General features: G+C 66.4%; 12 protein-coding genes. 2 read left to right on the forward strand and 10 right to left on the reverse strand.

What is annotated here, in order from left to right:
- Window positions 1-157: 157 nt before the first annotated feature.
- On the forward strand, window positions 158-667 hold the full coding sequence (locus tag PMI20_RS25990) for a hypothetical protein (protein ID WP_007925114.1): 510 nt from the start codon (window positions 158-160) through the stop codon (window positions 665-667).
- A gap of 67 nt (window positions 668-734) precedes the next feature.
- Here PMI20_RS25990 and PMI20_RS25995 read toward each other — a convergent pair whose 3' ends face one another.
- Window positions 735-1607 carry a LysR family transcriptional regulator gene (locus PMI20_RS25995; protein ID WP_007925112.1) on the reverse strand — a complete coding sequence of 291 codons (873 nt, stop codon included), beginning with the start codon at window positions 1605-1607 and terminating at the stop codon, window positions 735-737.
- Between the two features lie 96 nt (window positions 1608-1703).
- On the opposite strand from PMI20_RS25995, the gene gstA reads away from it, so the two are divergent.
- Complete coding sequence (gene gstA / locus PMI20_RS26000) at window positions 1704-2309, forward strand: glutathione transferase GstA (RefSeq protein WP_007925110.1); 606 nt, start codon at window positions 1704-1706, stop codon at window positions 2307-2309.
- Between the two features lie 70 nt (window positions 2310-2379).
- Here gstA and PMI20_RS26005 read toward each other — a convergent pair whose 3' ends face one another.
- From PMI20_RS26005 to PMI20_RS26045, 9 genes are all read right to left on the reverse strand, one after another.
- Window positions 2380-3858: an HAL/PAL/TAL family ammonia-lyase gene (locus tag PMI20_RS26005; RefSeq protein WP_007925108.1), complete on the reverse strand. Its 1479-nt coding sequence runs from the start codon at window positions 3856-3858 to the stop codon at window positions 2380-2382.
- Entirely contained in the window at window positions 3855-4859 is a 1005-nt protein-coding gene (locus PMI20_RS26010; protein WP_007925107.1) for an ornithine cyclodeaminase family protein, read from the reverse strand. Before PMI20_RS26010 ends, PMI20_RS26005 begins: the two co-directional genes overlap by 4 nt.
- Window positions 4860-4864: 5 nt before the next feature.
- A complete protein-coding gene (locus PMI20_RS26015) occupies window positions 4865-5794 on the reverse strand; it encodes an aliphatic sulfonate ABC transporter substrate-binding protein (RefSeq protein ID WP_007925105.1) in 930 nt (309 codons plus the stop codon).
- A gap of 206 nt (window positions 5795-6000) precedes the next feature.
- Window positions 6001-7014, reverse strand: a complete 1014-nt coding sequence (locus tag PMI20_RS26020; protein WP_007925104.1) for an ABC transporter substrate-binding protein — start codon at window positions 7012-7014, stop codon at window positions 6001-6003.
- Between the two features lie 93 nt (window positions 7015-7107).
- Window positions 7108-9762, reverse strand: coding sequence for a TonB-dependent receptor (locus PMI20_RS26025; protein ID WP_007925103.1), 2655 nt, complete (start codon window positions 9760-9762; stop codon window positions 7108-7110).
- A 228-nt stretch (window positions 9763-9990) separates the two neighbouring features.
- Window positions 9991-10950, reverse strand: a complete 960-nt coding sequence (locus PMI20_RS26030; RefSeq protein WP_007925102.1) for a FecR domain-containing protein — start codon at window positions 10948-10950, stop codon at window positions 9991-9993.
- A gap of 1 nt (window position 10951) precedes the next feature.
- A complete protein-coding gene (locus PMI20_RS26035) occupies window positions 10952-11467 on the reverse strand; it encodes a sigma-70 family RNA polymerase sigma factor (protein ID WP_007925101.1) in 516 nt (171 codons plus the stop codon).
- Between the two features lie 219 nt (window positions 11468-11686).
- Window positions 11687-12478 (reverse strand): phosphate/phosphite/phosphonate ABC transporter substrate-binding protein, encoded by a 792-nt coding sequence (locus PMI20_RS26040; RefSeq protein ID WP_007925100.1) that lies wholly within the window; start codon window positions 12476-12478, stop codon window positions 11687-11689.
- A 22-nt stretch (window positions 12479-12500) separates the two neighbouring features.
- The gene (locus PMI20_RS26045) at window positions 12501-13445 is read right to left on the reverse strand and encodes a fatty acid desaturase (RefSeq protein WP_007925099.1); all 945 of its coding nucleotides are present in this window, start codon (window positions 13443-13445) and stop codon (window positions 12501-12503) included.
- Window positions 13446-13718 lie beyond the last annotated feature (273 nt).

Genomic DNA, 13718 nt, shown 5'->3' on the forward strand with positions numbered 1-13718 from the left:
GGCCGCAAGCGGCAAGGCTTGTCCGCCGCGTGCCGCCAGCCTTGCCGGGCAATCGGCGCAGAGCCCTGGCAAAGAGCCCCGTCCCGGGGCGCTGCGCGGTGGCGGCATGCAAATTGCTGCGCAGCCTTCGACAGCCCTTACACACAGGTACCCAATCATGTTGGTCAGTGCCCAGAAAACCACGGCGATCCAGCCCACCCAGCGGTCCGACATGGACCCGAGCACCGCGGCCGCCAGCGCGCTGTACAGCGGTTTGATGCAGAACGTGCAGAACACCGCGACCCTGCAAGCGTCCCAGGCCGTGCAGCAGGCCAGCAACACGGTCAGCGACAATGTCGCCGCGGCCTTCGCCAAGACCCGCGTGCTGTTGCAGGCCACCCCGCCGACCGCCAGCACTGCGCAGGCCAACAGCGCCACCCAGAGCTCGGCCTTGGATGAGTTCAAGGACTACATGAGCAAGTCCCCTGAGCAGCGCATGCGCGACCGCATCCTCGAAGAGATGGGCATTACCGAGGAAGACCTGAAAAACATGCCGCCGGAGAAACAGCAGGCGGTGGCTCAGGAAATTGCCCAGCGGGTTCAGGACAAACTGAAGCTGGCGCAAGTCGAGAAGGACGCCAGCGGCGTCGAGAAACAAGTCACCGACAAGTTCCTCGCGGCGCTTTAAAAGCGGCCAGCCGAAACAGGGTTCCCCACGGGAACCCTTTTTTATGAGTCGGCTTGAGCGGCTGCGCTCAGCCCTGGGCCAGCATATCGAGCAAGGCCCGCAGCGCCGGCGACGGCTCGCTGCCCTCGGCCAGCACCAGGGCAAAGGTGCGCGGGATCGGCTCGCTCAATGGCAGTACGCACAAACCGTGGCGTTGCTCCGGCAAGGTCATCTGCGGCACCAGGGTCACCCCCACTTGCTCGCGAACCAGAGTGAAGGCGCTGCTCCACTCCCGCACCTCGACCCGCACATCCGCCAGCTCCAGGCCGGCATCCGCCGCCAGGCTGCGGGCATTCACCGAACAGCCGCCGGTGGCCAGCACGAAGGGTTGGCTCACCAGTTCCTGCAAGGTCACCCCCTGCTCCTGACCGCGGCGCGCCAGGGCATGCCCCGTCGGCAGCACCGCCACCCAGGTATCGCGTCCCAGCAGGCCGACGCTGCGCTCGGGCGCAGGGTTGAGCAGCACCCCGACATCGATCAAGCGCGCCTCGAGCAAGGCCTCGACCTCGTCGTCGCTGACCTCCAGCGCCACCACCTGGATGCCCGGATACAGCTGCTTGAAACGGCGCAGCAAGGGCGGCAGGAAAGTCGCCAGCACCATGGGGAAACTCGCCAGGCGAATGGTGCCGCGCTGAATGTCCCGGCAGGCGTCCGCGGTGTCGCGGATGTTCTGCAACGCCGCGAGCATCAGCCGCGCCTGTTCGACCACCTGTTCGCCAATGGCGGTGGGCAGGGTCTGGCGGTTCTCCCGGGTAAACAGCTGCACGCCCAGGTTGTCTTCGAGCAACGCCAGGGCCTGGCTGGCGCCGGACTGGGTCATGCCGACCCGCTCGGCGGCGCGGGTGATGTTGCCGGTATCCGCCACGGCCACCAGCATGCGCCAGTGCATCAGGTTCATCATGGCAGTAGCTGTCCTTATGGGGTTTTTCTGAAAGATTAATTTTACTGAGAGCAGCGCGGACTATGACACTGATCTCCCCCCTCTGGAGAGCCCTCGATGAACCTGTATTTCTCGCCCCACGCCTGCTCGCTGGCCCCGCATATCGTGCTGCGCGAACTGGCCCTGCCGTTCACCCTGGTTCGGGTCGACAACCGCAATAAAACCACGGCCGACGGCGGCGACTTCCTGGCGATCAACCCCAAGGGTTATGTGGCAGCGCTGGAACTGGAGGACGGCCAGGTGCTGACCGAAGGCCCGGCGATCCTGCAATACCTGGCCGACCTCAAGCCGCAGGCGGGCCTGGCGCCGGCCAATGGCAGCTGGCAACGGGTGCGGTTGCAGGAGATGCTCAACTTCGTCTCCAGCGAGATCCATGGCGGCCTCGGCTGGCTGTTCAACCCTGAGTTTCCCGAAGCGACCCAGGCGCTGATCCGGCAGAAACTGTTCAAGCGCCTGGCGCTGCTGGACCGCACGCTGGAGCAGCAGAGTTACCTGCTGGGCGAATCCTTCGGTGTCGCCGACGCCTACCTGTTCACCGTGCTGCGCTGGACCGCCGGCTTCGCCATCGACCTGGAACAATGGCCGGCGCTGGCGCGCTTCCAGGCGCGAATCGCCCAGCGCAAAGCGGTGCAAGCGGCACTCGCAGCCGAGATTGTTCTGTAGGAGCGGCCGATCGACGCTCGATTGCCCGCATCGCCAGCAAGCTTGGCTCCTACAGAAACCGCTCGCCTGCTCAGCCCAGCCCTCCCCGTTGAATAAATTCAGTCAGGGCCAGCACATCCACCGAGCCCGGCCGATCCTGATCGAGAAACGCCACCTGGCTGCGCACCGCGCGCTGGATGCGGGCGCTGCCAATACCCAGCTGCAAGGGCCCGCGCAGGTCGATGGCCTGGGCCGCGACTATCAGCTCAATGCTCGCCAGCCAGGCCAGGCGCTGGCTCAGTTGCCGGGTTTTCTCGATCACCGCCAGGGCCTGGCCGGCGTAGTCTTCGACCCGATCGGCCACCGGCACGCAGACCGCCGGCAGCGGATTGGCCAGATGGCCGATCTCCGCCAGCAACGCCGCGGCACTGCGTTGCAAGGCGGCCATGCCGACATGCCCGGGCCGCTCGATAAGAAAGCGCGGCAGCTCGCTGGAAGTTGGAGACAGCAGCTTGGCGATGCGCTCGGCGCAACAGGCCGCGACCCGGCTCAAAGCCAACCCCAGGCCTTCCCCGGCCAGTGCCAGATGCGTGCTGTCGAAATTGGCGGTGGCCAGGACCTGGCGCTGCTCGTCGATCAAGGCCGGGTTGTCGGCGCCGCTGGCCAGCTCCAGTTGCAGATGTTCGCGCAGTTGTGCCCAGGCCTGTCGCGCCGCGCCCTGCACCACGCCGGCGCAGCGAAAGCTCAAGGGATCCTGCAAGCGCCGGGCGCTGCCGGGCTGGCGCAACTGGCCACCCTCCAGCAACTCCAGCAGCGCCGCCGATTGCTCGGCCTGGCCCGCCGCCGGCCGCAAGCGCGACGCCCAGGGCTGGAAGGGGCTGAGGTTGGCCCGATAGCCTTCGCAAGACAGCGCCAGCGCCGCCAGCAGGCTGTCCAGGGCCTGGTCGGCCTCGGCCAGCAACAGGACACCCAAACCAATGCTCGCGGCATTCGCCGAGACCAGCGCCAGACCGTCCTTGTCCACCAGCCGCGCCGGTTGCAGGCCATTGCGCTGCAAGGCTTCCCCCGCCGGCAGCCGCTCGCCGCGCCAGTGCACCCAACCTTCGCCGATCAGCGCCAGGCCCAGGTGCGCCAATGGCGCCAGGTCGCTTTCCCCCAGGGAACCAAGCAACGGCACCTCGGGTTCGATCCCGGCGTTGAGCAAGGCCAGCAGGCTGTCGGCGCTGGCCAGGGAAATACCCGAGCGGCCCTGGGCCAGCCCGGCCAGGCGCGCGGCAATCATCGCCCGCAGTTCAGGCCGCGTGGCCAGGCGCCCAAGCCCAACGGCCCGGCCCAGGGGAATGCGCCGTTGCAGGTCGTCATCCGGCTGGGTCAGGGCCACATCCACCGCCGCGCCCAGGCCCGTGGTCACGCCGTAGATGGCATCGCCCGCAGCCATCCGCTCCCGCAACAGCCCATGGCCGGCGGCGATCCGTTGCCGGGTGGCCGGGGTGAATTGCAGCGCCGCCTCCTCGCGGGCAACGCGCAGCAGGTCAGTCAGCGCCAGGCCTTCCGGGCCCAGGCCGATCATGCGAAACGCAGCCGCTGGCCGATGCCCAGGCGCCGGGCTTTTTGCAGCAGGGCGTGGCCCAGGGCGATATCGCTGAGGCTCAGGCCGCGGTGCCAGAACAGGATGTTCTCCTCGGCGTGCTGCCGGCCGCTTCTATGGCCTGCGACTATCTGCCCAAGCTCGGCGTGCAGGGTCTGCTCACTGAGTTTGCCGGCCTCGACATGGGCCCGCAGCGAACCGAACAGGCCGCCCTTGCACTGGCCCCAGTCGTCCACCACCAGCTTGTCCATGATGTCGGTCAGCGACAGCTCCACCGCGCTCATGGTGCCGTAGGGCACGACAAAGGCGCCGGGCTTGATCCATTCGGTGCGCAGCAAAGGTTCGGGCTGGTTCAGCCGCGAGGCCTCGACCACGATGTCCGCGCCGCGCACCGCGCTCTCCCAGTCGTGGGTGACGATCACCGGCTTGCCCAGGTCGCGGCGCAGGCGTTCGGCAAAGGCCTCGCGGCTGTCCTCGCGGCGCGAATGCACGCGGATTTCCTCGAAGTCGAACAGGTGGTCCAGCAGCCGCACGTTCCAGTACGCCGTGCCGCGGGCGCCGATATGCGCCAGCACCTTGCTGTCCGGGCGCGCCAGGTACTTGGCGCCGATGGCGGTGATCGCGCCGGTGCGCATGTCGGTGATCGCCGAGGCGTCAAGGATCGCCTGGGGTACGCCGGTGGCCGGGTCCAGCAGGTTGAGGATCGCCAGTTCCGAGGGCAGGCCCTGGCGGTAGTTGTCGACGAAGTCGCCCACCACCTTGACCCCGGCGTGGCCGATGTCGCCACCGAGCACCCCGCGCAGCACGTTGAAATGGCCGTTGATAACGCCCCCGGGAATCAGGTGGGTGCGCGGCTCGATCACCGCCTCGCCACGGCCCTGGAGCGCCAGGCTGGCTTCGATGGCGGTGAGGATTTCGTCGTTGCTCAGGGCCAGCTCGGCGATGTCCAGGCCGTTGAGAAAATCGATATAGATAGGTTGCATGGGGCTCACTCGCTCTTGAACACGATCTGCTCGATCCGCACGGCCTTGGGGATCAAGTGGTTGGCGAGGAACAGGTCGGCGGTGCGCTGCTGGCTGGCCACGACCCGGGCATCGATGCCCTGCAGCGGCGAGCGCGAACGATGGCTGAAGTAGCTTTCCACCACCGGCCGTTGCAGGCCGAGGATGCGCGCCATGCTGTCAATGCTGGCGTCGCGCTGGTCGAAGGACAGCTGCTGGGCCGCGCCGAAGGCCTTGAGGATGGGCGCGACGGCAGCGCCGTGCTGGCGCACGAAGGCACCGCTGGCGATGTAGTAGCTGCCGCCGGAATCCAGGCCCTGGCCATCGCTGAGCAGGCGGGCGCTGCCGTCGAGCAGGGCCGCCGAATAGTAAGGGTCCCAGATCACCCAGGCGTCCAGCTTGCCCTGCTCGAACGCCGCGCGGGCGTCGGCCGGCGACAGGTACACCAGGTTCAGGTCACTGAGTTTCAGCCCGGCGCGCTGCAGGCTCTTGAGGAAAAAATTGTGCGCGCTGGAGCCCTTGAGCAACGCCACCCGCTTGCCCTTGAGGTCGGCCAGGCTCTGCGCTTGACTGTTCCTGGGTAGCAGGATGGCTTCGGTCTTGCCGTCGCTGGGCTCGACGCCGATGTACTGCAAGTCGATCCCCGCGGCCTGGGCGAAGATCGGCGGGATGTCGCCGATATTGCCCACATCGACGCTGCCGCCGTTCAGCGCCTCGATCAGCTGTGGGCCGCCGGGGAATTCGATCCATTGCACCTCGGTGCCCGGCAAGGCTTTCTCCAGCAACTGGTGCTCGCGGGCCAGGACCATGCTCACCGAGCTTTTCTGATATCCGATACGCAATTGCCCTGGCTCGGCGGCCAGGGCCAGCGCAGCACAGAGCGTGAGACACAGGGTGACGATAAAACCTTTGAACATCGGTGACTCCCAAACCAATTAAAAACACTGTCGGCCATGACGGCCTCATCGCCGGCAAGCCTGGCTCCTACAGAAGCCAGAAACGCCGCCGGCCAATGTAGGAGCCAGGCTTGCCCGCGAAAGCGATCCCCCTGACACACCCCGCCGCCTGCATCGCGCGCAAGCTGCGCTCCTACAGAGGCGCTGCCGCGCCAGGCACAAGCGGCTTACAGGGCTGCGCTGACGCGGCTGGCGACTTCGCTCGGCACCCAGCCTTGCCAGACCTGCGGCTGCTCGCGCAGGAAGGCCTCGGCGACCTGGCGCGGTGGCTGGCGGGTTTCGCTCATCCGGCCCAGGGTGCGGTTCAGCAGGTCGATCGGCAGGTCGACCTTTTCAAAGAAACTCACCAGTTCCGGGTACTGCGCCCTGAACGGCGCGGACACGCCGATGGCCAGGTGCGCCGGCATCGACCGGGTACCCCGCGGATGGGGGTTGCCGGCATCGGCCAGGGTCTTCCAGGCCTCGGCATCGAAGGCCGGTTCTTCGAGCTTCACCAGCTTGAACTTGCCCAGCAGCGGCGTCGGCGACCAGTAGTAGAACAGCACCGGTTTGCCGCGGCGGATCGACGAGCTGACCTCGGCATCCAGGGCCGCGCCGGAACCGGTGCGGAAGTTCACGAAGCTGTCGCTCAGCCCATAGGCCTTGAGCTTCTGGCTGTTGACGATTTCCGAGGTCCAGCCGGTGGGGCTGTTGAGAAAGCGCCCACGGCCCGGGTCTTCCGGATCGCGGAACACCTCCTTGTAGCGCGCCAGGTCGGCCACCGATTTCAGCTCCGGCGCCAGCGGCTTGATACCGCGCTCGGCGTCGCCCTTGATCACGTACTCCGGCACCCACCAGCCTTCGGTGGCGCCCTTGACCGTATCGCCCAGGCCGAACACCTTGCCCTCGGCTTCGGCCTTGACCCAGGCCGGACTGCGCCCGGCCCACTCTTCGCCGATCACCTGGATATCGTTCTTGGCCAGCGCCGCTTCGAGGCTGACGGTGCTGCCGGGCAGGGTCTCGGTCGGATAGCCGTAGCCCTTCTCGACGATCAGCCGCAGCACCTCGGTGATCAGGCTGCCGCTTTCCCAGGTGATGTCGCCGAAGTGGATCGGCGCCGGCTTGTCCGCCGCCGGTGCCTGCTGGGCCAGCAGGCTGAAGGTCAGCAGCGAGGTGCCGAGCAGGTGTTTGATGATCTTCATGGTGAGCCTCTTGCTGGTTGTTCGTGGGTTTCAAGACCGCCCGCCGGGAAGGTCCTGCGGACCTTGGCGCAGCCTTCGGCAGCGGCTACAGGGTTAAAAGTCGTAGCTGAGCCTGGTGTAATAGAACGCCCCCTCCGGCGCCGACGGCGACAGGTAGCTGTACTGCTGCCCCGGGGTCTGGCGCAGGCGGCTGTTGAAGTCGTCGGGCTTGCTGTCGAACAGGTTGTTGGCGCCCACCGACAGGCGCAGTTGCCGGGTGAAGGCGTAGTTGACGTCCAGGTCGGTGTTCCACTGCGCGGAGAAGGTCTGGTCGTACTGTGCGTTGGCCGCCGACGCCGCGTATTTGCGGTACTCGCCGTAGCGGGTCTCGGACAGCGCGATGGTCCAGGGGCCGTAGCGATGGATCGCCCCCAGCACCAGCTTGTCTTCGGGGTAGCCATGTTCGAGGAAGCCCTGGGCTTCGCGGGTCAGCACGTCGAAGCCGAACGGGTTGGAATGGATCTTCTCGATGGTGGTGCGCGCCTTGGTGTAGCCGGCCGACAGGCTCAGGGCGCCGTAGCGTTGCAGGTCGAGGTTGTACTTGCCGACGATGTCGACGCCGCGGGTGCGGGTGTCGGCGGCGTTGGTCATGAACTGCGCCCAGGTGTACTGGCCGAACCCGGCCTCGCTGAGAATCCGTTCGGCGTCCGGCCCGGAAATCCCGCCGCTGTAGAGCAGGCGGTCGCGGATGGAGATCTGGTAGGCGTCGATGGTCAGCGACGCCTGCTCGCTCGGCCGCAGCACCAGGCCCAGGGAATAGTTGGTGGACTTCTCCGGCTTCAGCGACTGCGCGCCCAGGGCGCGGGCTGCCGGGTGGTCAGCCGGGAGCATGCGGGTCAGCACCGGGTTGCCGTTGATATCGACGTTGGTGGTGGTGGTCCAGGAAGTGCCGATCTGCCCCAGGGTCGGCGCGCGATAGGCGTTGTTGACCGTGGCCCGCAAGCCTACCTGCGGGGTGAAGTCGTAGCGCGCCGAGAGCTTGCCGGTGGTGGCCGAGCCGAAGTCGGAATAGTGCTCGGTGCGCCCGGCAAGGCCGAGCTGGAACTTGTCGGTGACCTGGTTTTCCAGGCCGAAATACACCCCGCCGACATGCCGCTTGTAGGTCCCGGCATCGTCCGGGGTCAGGCCGGATGCCTGCACCGCGCCGACCTGCACCCCATCGATGCCGCCGAAGGAATAGGAGGCATAGTCGCCCTCCTCCAGCCGGTACTGCTCGTCGCGATAGGCCACCCCCGCCGAGACGGTGAGCGGATGCTCCGACCAGGCGACGTCCAGGTCCTTGGCGTAATCCAGGGTCAGGTTGGTCTGTTCGTTGACCAGCGTCGCCACGTCGAACTTGGTCGGGCTGTTGGCGCCGTAACTCGGGTTGAGCGTGTTGAAGGCCAGTTCGTCGTGCTTGTCGCGGCCGTAGGTGGCGCTGAGGTCAAAGCGCCCGATGCGCTCGTCCTCGTAGCGGCTGCCCACGGTCAGCGCGCCATCCTCATAGCGGTAGCGGTACTTGGGAATGGTGCCGTTGGGGTAGATCGAGGCGACGTTGTTGGGGTTGCTGGCCAGCAGCGGCGGCGTGTTATTGACCGACTTGTCCTGGCCGAAGGTGGCAAAGCTGTAGAGCCGCCATTGATCGCTGAGGCCGACTTCGGCGTTGGCCGCCAGGTTGTATTTGTCGCGACTGGCGCCGCCCCAGCGCGGGTCCTGCAACTGGCCGCCGGCTTCATATTTGTCGCCGATGTCGGTGGGTTTGTTGTTCAGGCCATTGAAGCTCAGGGTCAGGAAACCATCCCCCGGCAGGCCCAGGCCATACCAGCCGTCGGCGCTCTTGCTGAAGCCGTCGCCCTGGGCGTACTGGCCCAATTGGCTGTTGAGCTGGCCGCCGCTGTCACGCTCCTTGAGCACAATATTGACCACCCCGGCCACCGCGTCGGAACCGTACTGTGCCGAGGCGCCGTCGCGCAGCACTTCGACATGGTCGATGGCGCTGATGGGGATCATGTCCAGGTCCACCGGTTGCGCGCCAATGAATGGCACGCCGCCGGAGATGTTGACCACCGCCGAGGCATGCCGGCGCTTGCCGTTGATCAGCACCAGAGTCTGGTCCGGCGACAGCCCGCGCAGGGAAGCGCCCTTGGGGTTCTGCCCGCGGGTGGCGCTCTGGTTCTGCGGAAAGTTGAACGACGGCAGCAGCTGGAACAGCGCCTGGTTGAGGCTGGTGGCGCCGGTCTGCACCAGCTCTTCGCTGTTGATCACGTCCACCGGCGCCGCGCTGGTCAGGGCCGTGGCGTCGCTGCGCCGGGTGCCGATGGCCACCACCCGGTCGAGGGTCGGCGCCGCGGCTTCGCTGGCCTCGGCCTTGACCCTGCTGCCAGCCGAGCTCGCCGGTTGCGGGCCTTCCTTGATGATGAACGCGCCATCCGGGCTGACTTGCAGTTGCAGGCCGGTGCCGCGCAAGGCGGCCGCCACCGCCTGCTCGGCGGACAACGAACCGTCGACCGTGGCCGAAGAGTAGCTGCCCAGCTGCGGGGTAAAGGAAATCACCTGGCCGCTTTGCCGGCTGATGCTCAGCAGCACCTCGTCCAGCGGACCGGGTGCCAGGTGATATTGCTGCCGGGCGGCGTCGGCCCCCTGGGCGCCCGTGAAAAACACCGCGGCCAAGGGGCCGATGGCCAAGGCCAGGCGCGAACGACGCTGCACGGTTGTGGATATAGGCAACATGACTCTCTCCCCCAAAAACATCCAACAACGCTGCTCCCCGCAGCGTTTACGGGAGTGATGTGCAACGGCCGGGGGAAAACTTGCAGATCGTTTGGTTATGGCCTTAGAACCACCGCAAGCGGCGCAGGCCAATGCTTCTGCAGGAGCGCAGCTTGCGCGCGATGCAGCCGACGCGGTGGGCCAGGGAAACCGCGATCGCAGGCCAGCCTCGCTCCTACAGAAGCAGGTTCAGGCAGCACTCAGGGTCACCCACAGCTCGGTATGGCGGGTGACGCGGACCGGCAAGGTGCGGGCCAGGCTGTCGAGGATCTGTTGCGGGTTGTCCAGGCGGAACAGGCCACTGACCCGCAACCCGGCGATGGCCGGATCCAGGCGCAACACCCCGCGTCGATACGGGCGCAGTGCCTCGACCACCTCCGACAGCGGCGTATCGCGCAGCTCCAGCAAGCCGTCGACCCAGGCCGTGGCACTGCCACGGCTCGGGCGCACCGGGCCGAAATGCAAGGCGTCGTAGGCCACCTCATGGCCGCCGGGCAATTGCAGGCGCTCGCCACCGCCCGCGGCGATATCCAAGGGGCCGTTGAGGGCCGTGGCATGCCCCTGGCCATCGCGTTCGCGCACCAATAAGCGGTTGCCCGTGGCCTGGATCCGCGCCTGCGCGGTGTGGATGAAAAACGGTCGGGCCGGATCGTTGGCCAGGTTCAGCAGCACTTCGCCGTCCAGCAAATGCACCACCCGACGCTGGCGATCGAAATCGATGTTCGCCGCGCTCCGGGCATTCAGGCGCAACTCGCTGCCGTCCGGCAGGGTCAGCGACTGGCGCTGGCCGGTGCCGGTGTGCAGGTCCGCGGTCAGCTCGGCCAAAGGCAGGCCGCGCTGGCTGACCAGCGCACCGGCGCCCAGTACCACCCCGGCGCCGAGCAAGGCCCGCTGCAGCACCTTGCGCCGACTGCTCGGCGCGTTCAGCGCCCGCTGCAACAGCTCGCCATCGACGCCCTGGGCAATCGGCACCTGGAACACCCCAAGGCGGGTTTCCAGCTGGCGACACAGCTGCTCGTGCCGCGGATCCGCGTCGCGCCAACGCTGGTAGGCACGACGCTCGGCCTCGCTGGCCTGCCCCGAATTCATCAGCACCCACCAGCGGGTGGCATCGTCGATCAGTTGTTCCCGACTCGGTTCGCAGCTCATGTCATTCCAGGCTCAGGCGCAGACAACGCTGGGCGGCCCGGGTCATGTAGTCGCTGACCGAACGTTGCGAAATGCCCAGTTGCTCGGCGATCTGCGGGTAGGTCAGGCCGTTGACCTGGGACAGCAGGAAGGTCGCCCTGACCTTGGCCGGCAGGCCGTCGAGCAGGCGGTCGATGGCCTCCAGCGCCTCGAGCATCTGCGCCAGGTCCTGGGGCGAGGGCTGCACGGTTTCCTCGTCATGCTGCAAGGCATCGAGGTAGGCCCGCTCCAGGTCGCGGCGGCGCCACAGCTGGTACACCAGGCGTTGCGAAATGGTGGTCAGCAGGGCCCGTGGCTGACGGATCGGCAGCACTTCGGGCCTGCTCAACAGCTGGACGAAGGTATCGGCGGCAATGTCTTCGGCGCTGGCATCCAGGGAGTGGTGCAGGTGGTAACGCAGGCGGCTGCACAGCCAGTCGTAATGACTGCGGAACAGGCCGCCCACATAGTCGCTGTGGGTGGTGTCGGCGCCGGACATAGTGGCTCCAATGAAGAAGGTTGCGCGGTATGTCCGGTGTTCCGGTGCGGCGATCCTAACAAGGAAGGCTTATTCTTTAATAATATTTAAATTTCATTTTTATAGAATCTTAAGGAATTAAAAAAACATAGCGCCTGATGGTTTTTTTCGCGAGCAAGCTCGCTCCTACAGGGTATGCACAGACCGTAGGAGCGATTGCTCGCGATAGGGTCGAAGGCATCACCGTAGCCGCGCGTAACCCAGTTCTTCAGCTTCGCGCTGATAGTCGAGCAGGATCTGGTAGTCCGCCTCGGTGGCCGGCAGCACCTCGCGCAACCCCAAGGTTTCGGCCACCGCGGGCAGTGCCACCAGCGCCTGGTTCATCGCCGCGCGAATGCCTTCGGCCTGTTCCTTGCCAAGGCCGGCCACCCCGATATAAGGCAGGGTCGGGCTGAAGGCGCTGCGGGCGATCACCCGCAGGCCGGCCACCTCCTCCTCGGCATAACGCGCCAGGTAGGCGAAGGTCACGCTGTCGATGGCGGCCAGGTCGGCCCATCCTTCGCGCAGCCAGCGCAGGCTTTCCCGGTGGCTGCCGCTGATGCCGACACTGGCGAAAAACCGGCCGTCGCGCTGCAGCGGCGCGAGGCGCTGGCGCAGCAGGTTCATGCCGCTGTTGGAGTCTTCGCCGTTGATCACCCCGCGACTGCCCCGCAGGGCCTGCAAGGTCCGGCGCAGGTCGTCGTCGCGACCGAGCAGCAGGCTGCAATGATTGCCGGCGGTGCTGTCCGGCAGCTCGTAACGTGGCCGGCCGATGACCCGGACCTGGCCGCGCAGGGCGGTCATCAGCGGGTAACCGCAGGTCTGGGTCAGCAGCAGGCGCGGCGACAGCCACAGCTGCATCAGGTCCAGTTCCCGGGCATCGAGCCGGTCACCTTCGAGGCGCTGCAGGATCGCCGCCAGCCACTGCTCATTGGCCTGGCGCACCGGCTCGGGGGCGACGTACATCAGCAGTTCGGCATAACAAGCGGTCATGGTTCAGGCTCTTCGGGCACGACTACAGGGCGAAGGGATGTTCCGGGCTATCGATCGGCTTGAGGGCATGGCGCCGCAACAGCTCGCCATAACCTTGCACCACAAAACCGCCGCTGCGCGCCTGCCATTGTTCGCGGCGCTGCCGATAGGCCCGTGGCAGGCAATACCACGGCAGCCCGGGCAAATCATGGTGCACCAGGTGCAGGTTGAGGTGCAGGAACAGCCAGCTCCAGGGCCACGCCGCTTCGTTGAGCACCGTGCGCTGCTCCACCCGGGCATGGGGACGGTGTTCGTAGTAGGAACGGACCATCGCCACCGACAGCGCCGGCACGCTCACCAGCAGCAGGTAATGCCAGACCGGCAACACACTGTAGCGGGCAATGAAGGCCAGCATCAGCAGGGTCAGCGCACCATGGGTCAGCCACATCAGCCAGGCCTGGCGTTGCCCCTGGCGCAGGCGCGCCCCTTCCTCCCGCGCCAGCGCCAGCAAGGCCAGGGGCGCGCCGAGCAGCAGCCGCCCCAGCAGGGTCTTGTTCAGCCAGTGCAGGCCCTGCTCGAACAGCGAACGGCTGTGCCATTGCCGCTGGCCCAGGTAACGGCTCTCCGGGTCGCGACCGGGCAGGGTCAGGTCTTCGTCACGGTGATGCTGCAGGTGGCTGTCGCGGTAGAGGGTATAGGGGTACCAGACGGCAAACGGCGCATAACCCAGCAGCTTGTTCAGCCACAGCCAGCGCGTGGGATGACCGTGCAGCAGCTCGTGCTGCACCGACAGCCACAGCACCAGGATCGGAATCAGCAACAAGGTACTGGGCCACAGCCCCAGCAGCGGGCTGGCCAGCAGCACGGCGAACCAGCTGGCGCTGGTGCCGATCAGCAACAGCCAGGTGGGCCATTCGGTGCGGGCGCTGAAGCTCTGGCGCAGGGTGTCGATTTGTTCGCGGTGCAGCGGATCAAAGTAATGGGCCATGGCGCTACTCAGGACAGGGGCTGGCCGAGGGGCGAACCTTCGGCGTCTTGCTGTTCTGTGCAACGAGAAGGGGAAAACTTGCAGATCGATGGGTTATTTACTTAGAAGCAAAAACAAGGAAGCCCGCGGGGCGGGCTTCGCAGGGGATCAATGACCGAAAATATTGTGCTCGATCTTCTTGGCTTTCTTGTCCGCGCGCTTTTCATCGGCGGTCCGGCTGGGTTTTTTCTTCGCCGTCTTTTTGGCATTCATACCTTTGGACATGATGCACAC

It is taken from the genome of Pseudomonas sp. GM17, assembly GCF_000282175.2.
Classification (GTDB): domain Bacteria; phylum Pseudomonadota; class Gammaproteobacteria; order Pseudomonadales; family Pseudomonadaceae; genus Aquipseudomonas; species Aquipseudomonas chlororaphis.

What these genes read in the sequence shown, in the direction of transcription:
- PMI20_RS26005 (WP_007925108.1), bottom strand. Translation starts at nt 3,858, where the DNA reads ATGATCGGCCTGGGCCCGGAAGGCCTGGCGCTGACTGACCTGCTGCGC.
- PMI20_RS26010 (WP_007925107.1), bottom strand. Translation starts at nt 4,859, where the DNA reads ATGCAACCTATCTATATCGATTTTCTCAACGGCCTGGACATCGCCGAG.
- PMI20_RS25995 (WP_007925112.1), bottom strand. Translation starts at nt 1,607, where the DNA reads ATGATGAACCTGATGCACTGGCGCATGCTGGTGGCCGTGGCGGATACC.
- PMI20_RS26025 (WP_007925103.1), bottom strand. Translation starts at nt 9,762, where the DNA reads ATGTTGCCTATATCCACAACCGTGCAGCGTCGTTCGCGCCTGGCCTTG.
- gstA (WP_007925110.1), top strand. Translation starts at nt 1,704, where the DNA reads ATGAACCTGTATTTCTCGCCCCACGCCTGCTCGCTGGCCCCGCATATC.
- PMI20_RS26030 (WP_007925102.1), bottom strand. Translation starts at nt 10,950, where the DNA reads ATGAGCTGCGAACCGAGTCGGGAACAACTGATCGACGATGCCACCCGC.
- PMI20_RS26015 (WP_007925105.1), bottom strand. Translation starts at nt 5,794, where the DNA reads ATGTTCAAAGGTTTTATCGTCACCCTGTGTCTCACGCTCTGTGCTGCG.
- PMI20_RS25990 (WP_007925114.1), top strand. Translation starts at nt 158, where the DNA reads ATGTTGGTCAGTGCCCAGAAAACCACGGCGATCCAGCCCACCCAGCGG.
- PMI20_RS26020 (WP_007925104.1), bottom strand. Translation starts at nt 7,014, where the DNA reads ATGAAGATCATCAAACACCTGCTCGGCACCTCGCTGCTGACCTTCAGC.
- PMI20_RS26040 (WP_007925100.1), bottom strand. Translation starts at nt 12,478, where the DNA reads ATGACCGCTTGTTATGCCGAACTGCTGATGTACGTCGCCCCCGAGCCG.
- PMI20_RS26035 (WP_007925101.1), bottom strand. Translation starts at nt 11,467, where the DNA reads ATGTCCGGCGCCGACACCACCCACAGCGACTATGTGGGCGGCCTGTTC.
- PMI20_RS26045 (WP_007925099.1), bottom strand. Translation starts at nt 13,445, where the DNA reads ATGGCCCATTACTTTGATCCGCTGCACCGCGAACAAATCGACACCCTG.